Here is a 15,905-nt window from a genome sequence, read left to right as displayed (position 1 = left end):
CGCCGCAGCTTGCGGGCATGGTGCTTGCATAGTACAATCCTGCCTTCGCTGAGGGGCTTTGAATACTGTTTAACGGTTGTTCGAGGGCTTTTCGGCGGGGCACTGAGGTGGGCGGATTCATCCAGCCCATTTTTTTTGCTTGATCGCTTTTGCATACCAACAGTACCCACGAGAGCCCGAGACACCCGCTGCATGAGTCAAAGCATGAACTGGCAAGCCGCCGTTGAAAAAACCGTGACCGGTCTGGGTTACGACATGGTGGACTGCGAACGCAGCCCCGGCGGCCTGCTGCGTGTCTATATTGACAAATTGGCTGAGCAGGCCTTGGCCGGCGAGCTGATCACGGTGGAAGACTGCGAGCGCGTGACGCGCCAGTTGCAGTATGTGCTCGAAGTCGAGAACTGCGCCTATGAGCGCCTTGAGGTGTCCTCGCCCGGTCTGGATCGCCCGCTGAAGAAAGCGGCCGACTACCAGCGCTTTGTCGGCCAGGAGATCGAGGTGACCTTGCGCATGCCGTTCCAGGGGCGCAAGAAGTACAAGGGTGTGCTGGAAGCCGAGGGTGAGGGCTGGCGGCTGGTCTTCAATGACGGCAAGAGCGATCAGGCATTGGATTTTTCTCTTGAAGAAGTCCGCGAGGCGCGACTGGTGCCGGTGGTGAACTTCAAGGGGCGCGGCGCCAAGCCGGCGCCAGACAAGAAGGCCGGCAAGCTCAGTGCCGTGCCCAAGGATGACAAGGTTGACGGAGGTCCTGATCAATGAACCGCGAACTTTTGATGTTGGTGGATGCGATTTCGCGCGAGAAGAGCGTGGAGCGCGATGTGGTGTTCGGCGCGGTGGAAGCTGCCCTGGCCTCGGCCACCAAGAAGTTGTATGGCGGCGAGGTGGACATCCGCGTCTCCGTTGACCGCGATTCGGGCGCCTACGAGACCTTCCGTCGCTGGCATGTCGTGCCCAATGAGGCCGGCTTGCAGAATGCTGATGCCGAGATCCTGCTGTTTGAAGCCCAGGAGCAGATCGCCGATATCGAGGTCGAAGACCATATCGAGGAGCCGATCGACTCGGTGCCGATCGGCCGTATCGGCGCCCAGGCCGCCAAGCAGGTGATCCTGCAGAAGATCCGCGACGCCGAGCGCGAGCAGTTGCTCAACGACTTCCTGTCGCGCGGCGAGAAGATCTTCATGGGTACGGTCAAGCGCCTGGACAAGGGCGACATCATCGCCGAGTCGGGCCGCATCGAAGGCCGCCTCAAGCGTGGCGAGATGATTCCCAAGGAAAACCTGCGCACCGGTGACCGCGTACGCGCCGTCATCCTTGGTATCGATCCGACGCAGCGCGGTCCGCAAATCATGCTCTCGCGCTCATCGCCCGAGTTCATGAAGGAGCTGTTTGCCCAGGAAGTGCCAGAGATCGAGCAGGGTCTGCTGGAGATCAAGAGCTGCGCTCGTGATGCCGGCAGCCGCGCCAAGATCGCCGTGTTGTCCCACGACAAGCGGGTCGACCCGATCGGCACCTGTGTGGGCGTGCGGGGTTCTCGCGTCAACGGCGTGACCAACGAGTTGGCCGGCGAGCGGGTGGACATCGTGCTGTGGTCGGAGGACCCGGCCCAGTTCGTGATCGGCGCGCTGGCGCCTGCGAATGTGCAGTCCATCGTGGTGGACGAAGAACGACATGCCATGGACGTGGTGGTGGACGAGGAGAACCTCGCCATCGCGATTGGCCGTGGCGGCCAGAACGTGCGGCTCGCTTCCGAGCTGACCGGCTGGCGTATCAATATCATGTCGGCCGAGGAATCTGCGGCCAAGCATGAGATCGAATCGGAATCGGTGCGCAAGCTCTTCGTCGACAAGCTCGACGTCGATGCCGAAGTCGCCGACATCCTGATCGCCGAGGGTTTTACCAGCCTGGAAGAAGTGGCCTACGTGCCTATGCAGGAAATGCTGGAAATCGAGGCCTTCGACGAGGACACGGTCAACGAGTTGCGCACCCGGGCCAAGGATGCGCTGCTGACCATGGAAATTGCACGCGAGGAAAAGGTCGAGGAAGTGTCCCAAGACCTGCGCGACCTGGAGGGCATGACGCCCGAACTGGTTGCCAAACTCGCTGACGGCAATATCCATACCCGTGACGACTTGGCCGATCTGGCCGTCGACGAGCTCGTTGAACTGGCCGGCATGGACGAGGCTGCGGCCCGCGCCATGATCATGAAGGCCCGCGAACATTGGTTTGTTTGAGGCAGCGAAATGCCCGCACAAACCCGTCATTCGCACAGCAAAGAACGCATAAGTTAAGGATCCAACAATGGCTGTGACTACCGTCGCCCAGTTCGCTGCAGAGCTTCAAAGGCCTGCGAGCACGCTGCTTGAGCAGCTGCAAGCTGCGGGCGTCAAAAAGGCGTCTACCGATGACGCCCTCAACGAAGCCGACAAGGAACGTCTGCTGGACTACCTGCGCACCGCGCACGGTACCGGTGGCGCCGACCGCAAGAAAATCACGCTGACCCGCAAGTCGACCAGCGAGATCAAGCAGGCCGACGCCAGCGGCAAGGCTCGCACCATCCAGGTCGAGGTGCGCAAGAAGCGCACTTTCGTCAAGCGCGATGACGCACCTGGTGGCCTGGACGAGGCTGGGGCCGCCGCCGCCGAAGAGGCTGATCTGCAGCGCCGCGAAGAGGAAGCCCAGGCCCAGGCCGAAGCCCTGCGTCGCCAGGAAGAAGAGTTGGCGATCCGCGTGCGCGAGCGTGAGGAAGCCGAGCGCGCCGCCCGTGCCGCCGAAGAGCAGCGCCGTCAGGACAAGCTGGCTGCCGAAGCACGCGCTGCCGAGGAAGCCGCTGCCAAGGCTGCGGCCGATGCTGCTGCGGCTAAAGCCGCCAAAGCCAAACCGGCCGCTGCTGCCGACAACTCGGCAGCCCGTGAAGCCGCCAAGGTGGCCGCTGCCGCAATCAATAAGGCAGTGGCCGGTGGCGGGCGTCGCGCCGCACCTGCGGCCGCCGCACCGGCGCCCGAAGTAGCCGCACCGGCTCCGGAAGTCGCCGCACCTGCTGCGCCCGTGGCTGCGCCGGCAGCACCGGTCGAGCCGCCCAAGCCCGCGCTGCGGGTGATCAAGGCGGTCGATGTGGGTGCCGAAGAGAAGCAAAAACAGGTCGACCTGGAGCGCCGCCGCAAGGCAGCCGAGGCCGAGGCTGCGGCGATCCGCGCGATGATGAATGCACCGAAGAAGGTGATGGTCGCGAAGAAGCCGGAAGAGCCGAAGCCGGACCCGGCCAAGGAGATCAAGGGCACCATCCATAAGAAGCCGGGCACGCCGGGCGCTCCGGCGCCGGCCGCTGCTGGTGCTGCCAAGCCGGGCGACAAGAAGTCGGTCAAGTCCGAGAAGCTGTCGAGCAGTTGGGCCGACGACGCTGCCAAGAAGCGCGGTCTGAAGACCATTGGTTCGACCGGCCCCGCCGGTGCCCGTCCGTCCACGGGCTGGCGCGCACCCAAGGGTGGCGCAGGTGGCCGTCGCGGCGGTCGCGATGATCGCGGTGGCGCACCCTCGAACTTCGTCGCACCGTCGGAACCGGTGGTGCAGGAAGTGCACATCCCCGAAACCATCTCGGTGGCCGATCTGGCGCACAAGATGTCCATCAAGGCCTCCGAGGTCATCAAGCAGTTGATGAAGCTTGGCCAGATGGTCACGATCAACCAGCAGCTGGACCAGGAAACCGCGATGATCGTCGTGGAGGAAATGGGTCACAAGGCCTTCGCGGCCAAGCTGGACGATCCGGATGCTTTCCTCGAGGAAGAGGGCGTTACCGAGCAGAGTCACGAGCTGCTGTCGCGTGCGCCGGTGGTCACCGTTATGGGTCACGTCGACCACGGCAAGACCTCGCTGCTGGACTACATCCGCCGTGCCCGTGTGGCCGCAGGCGAAGCCGGTGGCATCACGCAGCATATCGGTGCTTACCACGTCGATACGCCGCGCGGCATGATCACCTTCCTGGATACCCCGGGTCACGCGGCCTTTACGCAGATGCGTGCCCGCGGCGCCAAGGCCACCGACATTGTCATTCTGGTGGTGGCGGCGGACGACGGTGTGATGCCCCAGACCAAGGAAGCCATCCACCACGCGAAGGCGGCCGGCGTGCCCCTGGTCGTGGCGATGAACAAGATCGACAAGCCCGGTGCCAATCTGGAACGCCTGAAGAGCGAACTGGTCGCCGAAGAGGTGGTGCCCGAAGAATTTGGCGGCGAGTCGCCATTCGTGCCGGTGTCGGCCAAGACCGGCGAGGGCATCGATGCCCTGCTGGAACAGGTGCTGCTGCAGGCCGAAGTGCTGGAACTCAAGGCCGCCAAGGACTCGATGGCCAAGGGCCTGGTGATCGAAGCCAAGCTGGACAAGGGCCGCGGCCCGGTCGCGACCATCCTGGTGCAAAGCGGCACCCTCAAGCGTGGCGACGTGGTGCTGGCCGGCTCGACCTATGGCCGCGTGCGCGCCATGCTGGACGAGGACGGCAAGCCTTGTACCGAGGCAGGCCCGTCGATCCCGGTGGAAATCCAAGGTCTGACCGAAGTGCCACAGGCCGGTGACGAGTTCATGGTGCTGTCCGACGAGCGTCGGGCTCGCGAGATTGCGACCTTCCGCTCGGGCAAGTACCGCGATGTCAAGCTGGCTCGCCAGCAAGCCGCCAAGCTCGAGAACATGTTCGAGAACATCGGTGGCGACCAGCAGACCCTGAGCCTGATCATCAAGGCCGATGTGCAAGGTTCGCAGGAGGCGCTGGCTTCCTCGCTGCTCAAGCTGTCGACGCCCGAAGTCAAGGTGCAGATCGTGCACGCGGCGGTGGGCGGCATCAGCGAGAGCGACGTCAACCTGGCGATCGCCTCAAAAGCGGTCATCATCGGCTTCAACACTCGGGCCGATGCCGGTGCGCGCAAGCTGGCCGAAGGCAATGCGGTCGACATCCGCTACTACAACATCATCTATGACGCCGTGGATGAGGTGAAGGCGGCGATGACCGGCATGCTGGCTCCCGAGCAGCGCGAGGAAGTCATCGGCACGGCAGAGATCCGCGTGGTCTTCGTGGCCTCCAAGATCGGCACGGTGGCCGGTTCGATGGTCACCTCGGGCCTGGTGCGCCGTGGTGCCAAGTTCCGCCTGCTGCGCGAGAACATCGTGGTTTACACCGGCGAGGTCGACTCGGTCCGTCGCGAGAAGGACGATGTCAAGGAAGTCAAGGAAGGCTTCGAGTGCGGTATCAAGCTGAAGAACTACAACGACATCGCCGAGGGCGATCAGTTGGAATTCTTCGAGATCAAGGAAGTGGCCCGAACGCTGTAAGGCGGCGTTGCCCTCAGTCGAAAGACTTGTCAGCAAACCCCGCCTTCCACACGAAGGCGGGGTTTGCGTTTACAGGGCGCCAAGGAGTTGAGCATGCGACATAAACGAGCTATTCCCAACCGCGGTTTCCGCGTTGCCGACCAGATCCAGCGCGATCTGGCCGAGCTGGTCCGTGAGTTGAAAGATCCGCGTATCGGCATGGCCACGGTCAATGCCGTCGAGGTCACGCCCGATTACGCCCATGCCAAGGTGTTTTTCTCGGTGTTGGTCGGCGATCCGGTCGAGACCGAGGCGGCGCTCAACGAGGCCGCCGGCTTTCTGCGCAACGGTCTTTTCAAGCGCTTGCAGATCCACACCGTGCCGACCTTGCACTTCCATTTCGACCGCAGCATCGAGCGTGCGGCCGAGCTGAGCTCGCTGATCCACAAAGCCAATGCGACGCGGGCACTGGACGACGAGCCCGCGCTGCCCGACAGTAGCGCTGGCGAGCCTGCCAAGGACTGAGCCATCGCGATGAACAGCCCCGCCCAGCGCCCCAGGATCACACGCCGTGCCGTGCACGGCGTGTTGTTACTGGACAAGCCGCTGGGCTTGTCCAGTAACGACGCGCTGCAGAAAGCCAAATGGCTGCTGCGGGCGGAGAAGGCCGGCCATACCGGCACCTTAGATCCGCTGGCCACCGGCCTGCTGCCGCTGTGCTTCGGTGCGGCCACCAAGTTCAGCCAGGTCAGCCTGGATGCCGACAAGGCCTACGAGGCCGTACTGCGGCTGGGCCTCACGACCACCACTGGTGACGCCGAGGGCGAAGTGCTGGAGCAGCGCGAGGTTGCGGTGACGGCCGAGCAGATCGCCGCTGCGCTGGCCGCGATGAGCGGCGAGATCGAGCAGAAGCCGCCGATGTACTCGGCGCTCAAGCACGAAGGCCGGCCGCTGTATGAATATGCCCGCGCAGGCATTGAAATCGAGCGCCCGACACGCCGTATCACGATTCACTCGATTGACATGCTGGATTGGCAGCATGACATCCTGAGCTTGCGGGTGCGCTGCTCCAAGGGGACCTATATCCGCACGCTGGCCGAAGACCTGGGCAAAATCCTGGGCTGCGGCGCCTCTCTGGGCGCGCTGCGCCGCATCGGCTCCGGCCCGCTGAGCGTCGACCAGGCCATCAGCCTGGACGCGCTGGCGGCGCTGACCGAGACTGAGCGCGAGGCCTTGCTTCGGCCCCCGGACGCCTTGTTGGCGGACTGGCCCGCGCTGTGCTTGCCCGGCGACGAGGCCGCCCGTTTTCTCACCGGTCTGCGGCGCCGTGTTGCCGTTGCAGATGCGGCGCATGTCAGGGTCTACGGGCCCGAGCCGCATGTACTTTTAGGCAGTGCATACATCAGCGCCGGCGAGTTGATCGCCGACCGACTATTGAGCGCTCAGGAGGTTGAAGGCCTTCGCAGCGAACCCAGATTTTTTGAAAGCGTCGTATGAGTAAGCAGATTCGCAACATCGCCATCATCGCCCACGTTGACCATGGCAAAACCACTATGGTCGACCAACTGCTGCGCCAGTCGGGCACCTTTGCCGAGCACGAGAAAGTGGTCGACACCGTGATGGACAACAACGCCATCGAACGCGAGCGCGGCATCACCATCCTGGCCAAGAACTGCGCGGTGAGCTGGGAGGGTACCCACATCAATATCGTCGACACCCCCGGACACGCGGACTTCGGCGGTGAAGTCGAGCGCGCGCTGTCAATGGTTGATGGTGTGGTGCTGCTGATCGATGCCCAGGAAGGCCCGATGCCGCAGACCCGCTTTGTCACCAAGAAGGCGCTGGCCCTGGGCCTGAAGCCCATCGTCGTCGTCAACAAGGTGGACAAGCCTGGTGCCAAGCCTGACGCCGTGATCAACGCCGCCTTCGACCTGTTCGACAAGCTCGGCGCCAACGACGAGCAGCTCGACTTCCCGGTCGTCTATGCCTCCGGCATCAATGGATGGACCTCGCTGGAAGAGGGCGCACCGGGTGAGCAGTGGGGCCCCGATATGTCGGCCCTGTTCAACACCGTGCTCAAGCACGTGCCGCCGCAAAAGGGCGACCCGTCCGCGCCGCTGCAACTGCAGATCTCGGCGCTGGACTACAGCACCTTCGTTGGCCGCATCGGCGTGGGCCGCATCAGCCAGGGCACGATCAAGCCGGCGATGGACGTGCTGGTGATGGAAGGCCCGGACGGCAAGGCTGTCAAGGGTCGCGTCAACAATGTGTTGACCTTCCAGGGTCTGGACCGCGTGCAGGTTACCGAAGCCGGCCCCGGCGACATCGTGCTGATCAACGGCATCGAAGAAATCGGTATCGGCGTGACGGTGACCAGCGTGGCCAACCCGGCTCCGCTGCCCATGCTCAAGGTCGATGAGCCGACCCTGACGATGAACTTCTGCGTCAACACCAGCCCGCTGGCCGGTCGCGAAGGCAAGTTCGTCACCAGCCGCCAGATCTGGGACCGCCTGCAAAAAGAGCTGCAAAGCAACGTCGCGCTGCGCGTCAAGGAAACCGACGAGGACGGCATTTTCGAGGTGATGGGTCGTGGTGAATTGCACCTGACCATCCTCTTGGAGAATATGCGCCGTGAGGGCTACGAGCTGGCTGTGAGCAAGCCGCGCGTGGTGTTCCAGGATATCGATGGCGTCAAGCATGAGCCTATCGAGCTTGTGACGGCCGATGTCGAGGAAACCCACCAGGGCGGCGTGATGCAGGCGCTGGGCGAGCGCAAGGGTGAGCTGGTCAATATGGAGCCGGACGGCCGTGGCCGTGTGCGCTTGGAGTACCGCATTCCGGCGCGTGGCCTGATCGGCTTTTCCAATGAGTTCCTCAACCTGACCCGCGGTTCGGGCCTGATCAGCAATATCTTCGACGGCTACGAGCCGCACAAGGGCGATATCGCCAGCCGCAAGAACGGCGTGCTGATCTCGATGGATGCGGGTGAGATCTTCACCTATGCGCTGGGCAAACTGGACGACCGCGGCCGCATGTTCGTCAAGCCCAACGACCCAGTCTACGAAGGCATGATCGTCGGCATCCACAGCCGCGACAACGATCTGGTCGTCAACGCCACCCGCACCAAGCAGCTGACCAACTTCCGCGTGAGCGGCAAGGAAGACGCGATCAAGATCACGCCGCCGATCGAGCTGACCTTGGAGTATGGCGTCGAATTCATCGAGGACGACGAACTTGTCGAGATCACGCCTAAGAGCGTGCGTCTGCGCAAGCGTCACCTCTCTGAAAACGAACGCAAGCGCGCGTCGCGCAACTAAGCAGCCCTCGCTGTCTGGCGGCCCTTCGGGGCCGCTCTCAATTTTGTCTATGACCCATCGTCGTGCGGTATTGCTGATGGTTGTTGTCACGCTGCTGTGGAGCACGGCGGGCGTGGTGACGCGGCATCTGGAGGCGGCACGCAGCTTCGAGGTGACGTTCTGGCGTAGTGCCTTCAATGCGCTGGCGCTGGCGGTGGCCCTGGCCTGGATGCGCGGGCCGGCGCTGGCCGGGCAAATTCGGCGGGCCTCGGCCAGCGTCTGGGTCTCGGCCCTGTGTTGGGCCACCATGTTCACCGCCTTCATGGTGAGCATCACGCTGACCTCGGTGGCCAATGTGCTGGTGACGATGTCGCTGGGACCCTTGCTGACGGCGCTGTTCGCCCGTGTCTTTTTGCGACATCGGCTGCCCACTCGTACCTGGGCTGCGATCGCGCTTGGCAGTTTGGGCATGGCCTGGATGTTCGGCCACGAGATGCAGGGTGGGCCCGGTGCGCTGATCGGCGTGGCGGTGGCATTCGCCGTGCCGCTGGCCGCCGCCACCAACTGGACCCTGCTGCAACATGTGCAACGCGGCAAGTCCGCTAGCGCCACTGACCCGGACATGCTTCTGGCCGTGCTGCTTGGCGCACTGATCTCCGCCTCGCTGACCCTGCCTTTGGCCTGGCCTGTGCAAGCCGGCGCGCATGACCTGACCCTGCTGGCCGCCCTCGGGGTGTTCCAGCTGGCCGTGCCCTGCCTGCTGGCGGTGCGGCTGACCCGCGTGCTGGCCGCACCCGAGATCGCGCTGCTGGGTTTGCTGGAAGTGATCTTCGGCGTGCTGTGGGCCTGGCTCGGTGCTGGGGAAGCCCCGTCTTCCGCGGCCCTGGCTGGGGGTGCTATGGTGCTGCTTGCTCTGCTGGGCAATGAATTGCTGGGGCTGCGCTCGCGGGCCCAGGGCACAAACTGAAAACCAAGAACAACGGGAGTTGGACATGCCGTCCGCTGCGCTAATCCCCACGCTGCAATCCGAAGGCCAGATCCTGGCCGAGACCAATGGCTGCCTGGGACTGATCACCCTGAACCGCGCGAGTGCGCTGAATGCGCTGTCGCTGGCAATGATTCGAGACATCACCCTATTGCTGCAGACCTGGGCGAGCGCGCCGCAGATCCAGGCCGTGGTGATCCTGGGCGCCGGCCGAGACGGTAAGCCGGCAGCCTTCTGTGCTGGCGGCGATATCCGCTTCTTCCATCAGACCGCGCTGTCGGCCAATCCCGACGATCGCTGCGCGCTGGAGGATTTCTTTACTGAGGAGTACGCGCTCAACCACCTGATCCACCAGTACCCCAAGCCCTATATCGCCCTGATGGATGGCGTGGTGATGGGCGGTGGCATGGGCATCAGCCAGGGCGCGAAGCTGCGCGTGCTGACCGAGCACTCGAAGCTGGCGATGCCCGAAACCCTCATCGGCCTGTTCCCCGATGTCGGGGGCGGCTACTTCCTTGGGCAATGTCCAGGTCGGATCGGCGAGTGGTTGGCGCTGAGCGGCCATGTGATCGGCGCCGGTGACGCGATTGAGCTGAACTTGGGCGATGTATTCGTGCAGAGCAGCGCGCTGCCCTCGATCGTCGAGGCCTTCCGCCATGGCGAGCAGAGCAGTGCTGAGCATGTGGTGGCCACCGTGATGGAGCGCGCTGACCTTGCACCAGCAGCTGATCACCTGGGCTTGCGCGCCCGTATTGACCGACATTTCTCGCTGCCCGATGTTGCCGCCATCATGGCCTCGTTGCGCGCCGCGGTCGATGACGAGTGGGCCCAGCACACCTATGCGGCCCTGGACAAGCGCTCGCCGCTGATGATGGCGGTGACCCTGGAGCAGTTGCGCCGCGCGCGCCAGATGAGCCTGGCCGAGGACCTGCGCATGGAGCGCGATCTGGTGCACCGCTGTTTCCAGTTGCGCCCGGGTGCGGCCAGCGAGACGGTCGAAGGCATTCGCGCGCTGGCGGTGGACAAGGACCATGCGCCGCGCTGGAACCCGTCGCGCATCGAGGAGGTAACGCCGGCCATGGTCGAGACCTTCTTTGAGAGCCCCTGGGCGCCGGATCAGCATCCGCTGCGGGCCTTGTTCTAGGGGTATCGATCCGGCATTCGCACGACGCAGCTGAGGCGGGGCAGGGAAGCAGCCTAGGATGGGGCGCCACCCCCACGGAGATTCTCATGCGACCAGCTGCCCGCCCGCTTCAACTCGCTTTGCTGCTTGCGCCGCTCTGGCTGCTCGGCAGTTGTGGAGGCAGCGATGATGACGATGAGGCGCCCGTTCCACCGCTGGCGGACACGGCTTGCCAGGCCATCAGTGATACCGGCACGGTCGTGGTCGGTTCCGGCCTGCCCGGCGATCCGGCGGCGCCCGAACCGGCCTCGGGTTATCGCGTTGGCAAGAAGCTGGTGCACGCCAAGAGCTATATGGTGGTGACGGCCAATCCGCTGGCAAGCAAGGCCGGCTGCGAGGTGCTGAAGGCCGGCGGCACGGCCACCGATGCGGCCGTGGCCGTGCAGGCGGTGCTGGGCCTGGTCGAGCCGCAGTCCAGCGGATTGGGTGGCGGAGCCTTCATGCTGCACTTTGACGCCAAGACCAAGACCGTGGTGAGCTACGACGGCCGCGAGACCGCGCCGGCCGCCGCCACTCCCAACTACCTGCGCTGGATCGATGACGCTGGCGACCAGAGCGCGCCCAAGCCGAATGCCCGAGCCAGCGGTCGCTCGATCGGCACGCCCGGTGTTGTGCGCATGCTGGAGATGGCCCACAAAGCCCATGGCAAGACCGCCTGGAAAGATCTGTTCCAGCCCGGTATCCAGCTGGCCACCAACGGTTTTGCGATCAGTGGGCGGATGGCCGCCGCGATCAGCACCTCGCGCAGCAATCTGCTGGCCGATGCCGAGGCCGCCGCCACCTATTTCAATGCAGACCAAAGCGCCAAGGCACTGGGCACGACGCTGAAGATCCCGGCTTATGCCGCAACGCTGACGGCGATCGCCAACGGCGGCGCCGATGCCTTCTACACCGGCCCCATCGCGCAGGCCATCGTCGACAAGATCGGCGTTGCGGCCACGACCGGCGGCACGCCGATCACCCCGGGCAAGACCACGCTGGCCGACCTCACCGCCTACCAGCCAAAGAAGCGCGAGGCCGTGTGCACCACCTACCGGGCCTACTGGGTCTGCGGCATGCCACCGCCCTCGTCGGGCGGCATCACGGTGGCCTCGGCCCTGGGCGTGCTGGAGAACTTCAACCTGAGTCTGCACGGCCCCAGCGCAATCGACCTAGAGGGCGGCAAGCCCAGCGTGTTCGGGGTGCACCTGATCAGCGAGGCCGGGCGCTTGGCCTATGCCGACCGCGACAAATACATCGCCGACACCGACTTCGTGCCGCTGCCCGGAGGCAACTGGGATGCGATGCTGGCCAAGCCCTATCTGCGCGGCCGCGCCGGTCTGATCAGCTTTAGCAAGAGCATGGGCACGGCGCAGCCGGGTGACTTCGGCACGCCTGCCCAAGGCCTTTCCAGCACAGCCGAGAACGGCACCACCCACATGACCATCGTCGACAAGGAGGGCAATGCCGTTGTCATGACGACCACGGTGGAAAGCTCCTTCGGCTCCTTCCACATGACCCAAGGCTTTATCCTCAACAACCAGCTGACCGATTTCTCTGCCACGCCGACCGACGCGGCCGGCCTGCCGATCGCTAACAGCGTGGCCGCCGGGAAGCGTCCGCGCAGCTCGATGGCGCCGACCTTGGTGTTCAAGACCGGTGCCGACGGCAAGATCGGCGACTTCTACATGGGCACCGGCTCGCCCGGCGGTAGCACCATCATCCAGTACGTGATCAAGACCGTGGTCGGCGCACTGGACTGGGGGCTGGACGCCCAGCAGGCGACCAATCTCATCGACTTCGGTGCCGCAAACAGCGCGACCACCAATGTCGGCGGCGAGCACCCGAATGTGAACGCCGCCAACAGCGGTGCGGCCGATCCCCTGGTCAGCGGCCTGCGAGCGCTGGGCCACACGGTGTCGGTCAATGCCCAGTCCAGCGGCATCTCCACGATCATCCGGGTGCCGGTCAATGGCACGCCCACCTTGACCGGCGGCGCCGACCCGCGCCGTGAAGGTGTTGTGCTGGGCGATAGCTTTAAGCCCTGAGTCGCACCCGCGTTCGGCCACAATCACAGGCAGCGATCAAATAAACAATGAGATGGCGGCGCTCCCAAGAGGGCGCCGCAGGGAGATGCGGTGATTGCCGTGATGCGCAGGCGTGTGGACGCCCTGGGCCGTCCGTTTCGGGCCTTGCTGTGCAGCGAGCTGCTGAGCTGGCTGGCACTGATGGTCGGTGCGGTCGCCGCGCCCTGGTGGATTGCCGGCCACGGCGGGGCCCGTGATCTGGCCATTTACGGCTTCAGCGCGGCCGCCCTAGCGGTGATCGTGATGCCGGTGCTGTCGCCGCTGGGTGACCGCCTGGCCAAACGTCGGTTGATCATGCTGGGCCTCGTGCTCTATGGGCTCGTAGCCTTGCTGCTGGCCACCCTGGTCAGCCTCGATCACTACCACCTCGGCTGGGTCCTGCTGGCTGCGCTGCTGGGCGCGCTGGCCTCGGGTCTGTTGTTGCCGGCGGTGATGACGGTGGCTGCCGACCTGGTCGAGAGCCCGCAGCTGCCCGATGCCCTGAGCCTGCAGCGCAGCGCGCAGTCGTTGGGCCGGGTACTGGGGCCGGCCTTGGGCGGCAGCCTGCTGGCCTGGTCGACCGGCGCGGCGCTGTGGCTGCAGGCCGGCCTGCTGTTCAGCGCGGTGCTGCTGGCGCGCCGGTTGCCGCATCGGGCGCCGCCGGCGCGCCAGGGGCGTGGCATGAGCGCCTGGCGCGACGACCTCCGTCTGGGTCTGCGGGCCAGCTGGACCATGCCGCTGGAGCGGGGCTGGACCCTGGTGAACTTTGTCGGCATGCTGTTCATGTTCCCGGCATTCACAATGTTGGTGCCCTTGAAGATCAAGGTCCTGGGGCTCTCGGGCGCTTGGCTTGGCGCGGCCGAGACCGGGCTGTCGCTGGGCATGCTGGTCGGCGCGTTGGGCGGCTCGGCCTGGGTGGCTCGACTTATCGGCCGCTACGCGACCCGGGTCGGCGCCACCGCCGCCCAAGGCCTGGGCCTGGCTCTGGCGGGCTGGACCGGCCAGGGCGAGGTGCTGGTGCTGGCCCTGTTTTTGGTCGGCCTGGCCAATTCCTGCGGCGTGCTGGTCGGCCAAACCCATCGCTTGCTGGCCATCCCAGAGCATTTTCGGGCTCGCCTGAGCTCGGTGGGCATGATGACGATGAACATCGCGGCGGCGGCCGGGCCTGCGCTGGCCGGTCTGGCCCTGCTGAGACTGGAGGTGTCCACGGTCTACTTCCTGTTCGGCTTGCTGTCGGCGGCCAGCGCACTCGGCTATCTGTTCGTACCCGATTTCAAAACGCTCTTGACCCTCGATCACGATCAAGTCAAGGACTGGTATGCCCACCGTCATCCGGAGCTCTTCGGCCCGCCGCCAACGCCGGGTTTGCGATAATCCGGCGGGTGCAGACCTCGCAAATCAATCCCTGGCGCCTGTCGGTCGCCCCCATGCTCGACTGGACAGATAAGCACTGTCGCAGCTTCCACCGCCTGCTGACCCGGCGCACCCGTCTCTACACCGAGATGGTGACCACCGGCGCTCTGCTGCATGGCGATCAGCCTCGCCATCTGGATTTCAACGCGCAGGAGCACCCAGTCGCGCTGCAGCTGGGTGGCTCGGAGCCGGCGGATCTGGCGGCTTGCGCGAAGCTGGCCGAGCAGTGGGGCTATGACGAGGTCAATCTGAACTGTGGCTGCCCCAGCGAGAGGGTGCAGCGCGGGGCCTTCGGCGCTTGCCTGATGGCCGAGCCGGCCCTGGTGGCCGAGGGCATGAAGGCGATGAAGGATGCCGTCAGCATCCCGGTAACGATCAAGCACCGCATCGGCATCGACAAGGTCGAGAGCTATGAGTTCGTGCGCGACTTCGTCGGCACGATTGCGCAGGCCGGCTGCGAGGTCTTCATCGTGCACGCGCGTAATGCCTGGTTGCAGGGGCTCTCGCCCAAGGACAACCGCGAGATCCCGCCGCTGCGCTATGAGCTGGTCCACCGCCTCAAGCGCGACTTTCCGGCGCTGACCCTCGTCATCAACGGCGGCCTCAAGAGCGATGCTGAGATCGCCGAGCAGCTGCAGCATGTTGACGGCGTGATGGTCGGCCGCCAGGCCTATCACGAGCCTTGGCAGATGGCGCAATGGGATTCGCGCTTCTTCGGCACGGCCGACCTGGCCGCCAGCCGCGAGCAGGTCGAGGCTGACTGGCTTGACTATCTGCGTGCGCAGGTCGAGGCCGGCCGGCCCTGGACCCAGGCGATGCGCCATGCGCTTGGCCTGTGGAATGGCCAGGCCGGGGCCCGGCGCTGGCGCCAGGTCTGGAGCGATGCGCAACTCAAGCGCCTGCCGGTGGACGAGGTCGCGGCTCTGGCCACCCGGGAGCGTCTGGGTGTTGCCGCCCATGTGGCGCAGGACAAGGCCGAGCGGGCCATCCAGATGGTCTGACGGTCGGTCTGATGGACGCACTGTTCTTCCACTGCTACGAAACGGCCTTGGGGACCTGTGCATTGGCCTGGGGAGGACAAGGCATCGTCGGCTCACAGCTGCCCGAGGAAAGCGCTGCCGCGACGCGCGACCGCATGCGAGTGCGCTTTCCGGCTGCGCGCGAGGTGCTGGCGCTTGAACAGTTGCCGGCGCAGGTGCAGCAGGCGCGCGCCGGCGTGCAAGCTCTGCTGGCCGGCGAGCCGCGCGATTTGCTCGATATCGTGCTGGATGAACGTGGCGTGCCCGAGTTCAATCGCCAGGTCCTTGCGCTGACCCGGCGCATCCCAGTTGGCCAGACCTTGAGCTACGGCGAAATCGCGTCGCGCCTGGGTCAGCCCGGCGCCGCCCGCGCTGTCGGTCGCGCCGAAGGCAGCAACCCGTTTGCGCCTATCGTGCCCTGCCACCGGGTGATGGGGGCGGGGGGCGTCGGCACGGGGTTTTCAGCCCATGGCGGCGTCGCGACCAAGCTGCGCCTGCTCGCCATCGAAGCACGCGCCACCGGTCAGCAGATCGGTGAGCAGGCGCCGCTGTTCTAGCTTCCAGCTAGAACGAATCGCGCAAGTTTAGGCCCAGCTAAGTCTTTCGTCAGGCAATGGGGGCGCGGTCGTCCCACATGCTAAAAATCCCCAGCAGCGCAGCCTGCGGGGG

At 65.1% G+C, this 15,905-nt stretch carries 12 protein-coding genes; all 12 read left to right on the top strand.

Features of this window, described 5'->3' with window-relative positions; translation table 11 throughout:
* Positions 1–204: 204 nt before the first annotated feature.
* The 12 genes from rimP to OOZ63_RS08815 all read left to right on the top strand — a co-directional run bounded on the left by rimP (position 205) and on the right by OOZ63_RS08815 (position 15,793).
* Positions 205–759 carry a ribosome maturation factor RimP gene (gene rimP / locus OOZ63_RS08870; RefSeq protein ID WP_266005061.1) on the top strand — a complete coding sequence of 185 codons (555 nt, stop codon included), beginning with the start codon at positions 205–207 and terminating at the stop codon, positions 757–759.
* The gene (gene nusA / locus OOZ63_RS08865; protein ID WP_262972709.1) at positions 756–2,231 is read left to right on the top strand and encodes a transcription termination factor NusA; all 1,476 of its coding nucleotides are present in this window, start codon (positions 756–758) and stop codon (positions 2,229–2,231) included. Before rimP ends, nusA begins: the two co-directional genes overlap by 4 nt.
* A gap of 67 nt (positions 2,232–2,298) precedes the next feature.
* Entirely contained in the window at positions 2,299–5,316 is a 3,018-nt protein-coding gene (gene infB, locus OOZ63_RS08860) for a translation initiation factor IF-2 (protein WP_266005060.1), read from the top strand.
* Positions 5,317–5,409: 93 nt separating this feature from the next.
* Positions 5,410–5,820: a 30S ribosome-binding factor RbfA gene (gene rbfA / locus OOZ63_RS08855; RefSeq protein WP_137944965.1), complete on the top strand. Its 411-nt coding sequence runs from the start codon at positions 5,410–5,412 to the stop codon at positions 5,818–5,820.
* A gap of 9 nt (positions 5,821–5,829) precedes the next feature.
* Complete coding sequence (gene truB / locus OOZ63_RS08850) at positions 5,830–6,792, top strand: tRNA pseudouridine(55) synthase TruB (protein WP_266005059.1); 963 nt, start codon at positions 5,830–5,832, stop codon at positions 6,790–6,792.
* On the top strand, positions 6,789–8,612 hold the full coding sequence (gene typA / locus OOZ63_RS08845) for a translational GTPase TypA (protein ID WP_266005058.1): 1,824 nt from the start codon (positions 6,789–6,791) through the stop codon (positions 8,610–8,612). Before truB ends, typA begins: the two co-directional genes overlap by 4 nt.
* A 49-nt stretch (positions 8,613–8,661) precedes the next feature.
* Positions 8,662–9,558 carry a DMT family transporter gene (locus OOZ63_RS08840; RefSeq protein WP_266005057.1) on the top strand — a complete coding sequence of 299 codons (897 nt, stop codon included), beginning with the start codon at positions 8,662–8,664 and terminating at the stop codon, positions 9,556–9,558.
* 25 nt (positions 9,559–9,583) lie between these two features.
* Positions 9,584–10,720: an enoyl-CoA hydratase/isomerase family protein gene (locus OOZ63_RS08835; RefSeq protein WP_266005056.1), complete on the top strand. Its 1,137-nt coding sequence runs from the start codon at positions 9,584–9,586 to the stop codon at positions 10,718–10,720.
* An 86-nt stretch (positions 10,721–10,806) separates the two neighbouring features.
* Positions 10,807–12,786: a gamma-glutamyltransferase gene (ggt, locus tag OOZ63_RS08830; protein ID WP_266005055.1), complete on the top strand. Its 1,980-nt coding sequence runs from the start codon at positions 10,807–10,809 to the stop codon at positions 12,784–12,786.
* Between the two features lie 90 nt (positions 12,787–12,876).
* Positions 12,877–14,178, top strand: a complete 1,302-nt coding sequence (locus OOZ63_RS08825; protein ID WP_266005054.1) for an MFS transporter — start codon at positions 12,877–12,879, stop codon at positions 14,176–14,178.
* 53 nt (positions 14,179–14,231) lie between these two features.
* Positions 14,232–15,218 (top strand): tRNA dihydrouridine(20/20a) synthase DusA, encoded by a 987-nt coding sequence (dusA, locus tag OOZ63_RS08820; protein WP_416234713.1) that lies wholly within the window; start codon positions 14,232–14,234, stop codon positions 15,216–15,218.
* Positions 15,219–15,229: 11 nt separating this feature from the next.
* On the top strand, positions 15,230–15,793 hold the full coding sequence (locus tag OOZ63_RS08815; RefSeq protein WP_266005052.1) for a methylated-DNA--[protein]-cysteine S-methyltransferase: 564 nt from the start codon (positions 15,230–15,232) through the stop codon (positions 15,791–15,793).
* The last annotated feature ends 112 nt before the right edge of the window (positions 15,794–15,905 follow it).

Origin of the sequence: Paucibacter sp. PLA-PC-4, from assembly GCF_026241155.1 — a bacterium.
GTDB lineage: Bacteria > Pseudomonadota > Gammaproteobacteria > Burkholderiales > Burkholderiaceae_C > Roseateles_E.
This window is presented reverse-complemented; position numbering and strand designations above follow the sequence as displayed.

Coding starts and splice junctions, on each gene's coding strand:
- truB (WP_266005059.1), top strand. CDS start 5,830: ATGAACAGCCCCGCCCAGCGCCCCAGGATCACACGCCGTGCCGTGCAC.
- OOZ63_RS08815 (WP_266005052.1), top strand. CDS start 15,230: ATGGACGCACTGTTCTTCCACTGCTACGAAACGGCCTTGGGGACCTGT.
- nusA (WP_262972709.1), top strand. CDS start 756: ATGAACCGCGAACTTTTGATGTTGGTGGATGCGATTTCGCGCGAGAAG.
- OOZ63_RS08835 (WP_266005056.1), top strand. CDS start 9,584: ATGCCGTCCGCTGCGCTAATCCCCACGCTGCAATCCGAAGGCCAGATC.
- OOZ63_RS08840 (WP_266005057.1), top strand. CDS start 8,662: ATGACCCATCGTCGTGCGGTATTGCTGATGGTTGTTGTCACGCTGCTG.
- typA (WP_266005058.1), top strand. CDS start 6,789: ATGAGTAAGCAGATTCGCAACATCGCCATCATCGCCCACGTTGACCAT.
- infB (WP_266005060.1), top strand. CDS start 2,299: ATGGCTGTGACTACCGTCGCCCAGTTCGCTGCAGAGCTTCAAAGGCCT.
- rimP (WP_266005061.1), top strand. CDS start 205: ATGAACTGGCAAGCCGCCGTTGAAAAAACCGTGACCGGTCTGGGTTAC.
- dusA (WP_416234713.1), top strand. CDS start 14,232: ATGCTCGACTGGACAGATAAGCACTGTCGCAGCTTCCACCGCCTGCTG.
- ggt (WP_266005055.1), top strand. CDS start 10,807: ATGCGACCAGCTGCCCGCCCGCTTCAACTCGCTTTGCTGCTTGCGCCG.
- rbfA (WP_137944965.1), top strand. CDS start 5,410: ATGCGACATAAACGAGCTATTCCCAACCGCGGTTTCCGCGTTGCCGAC.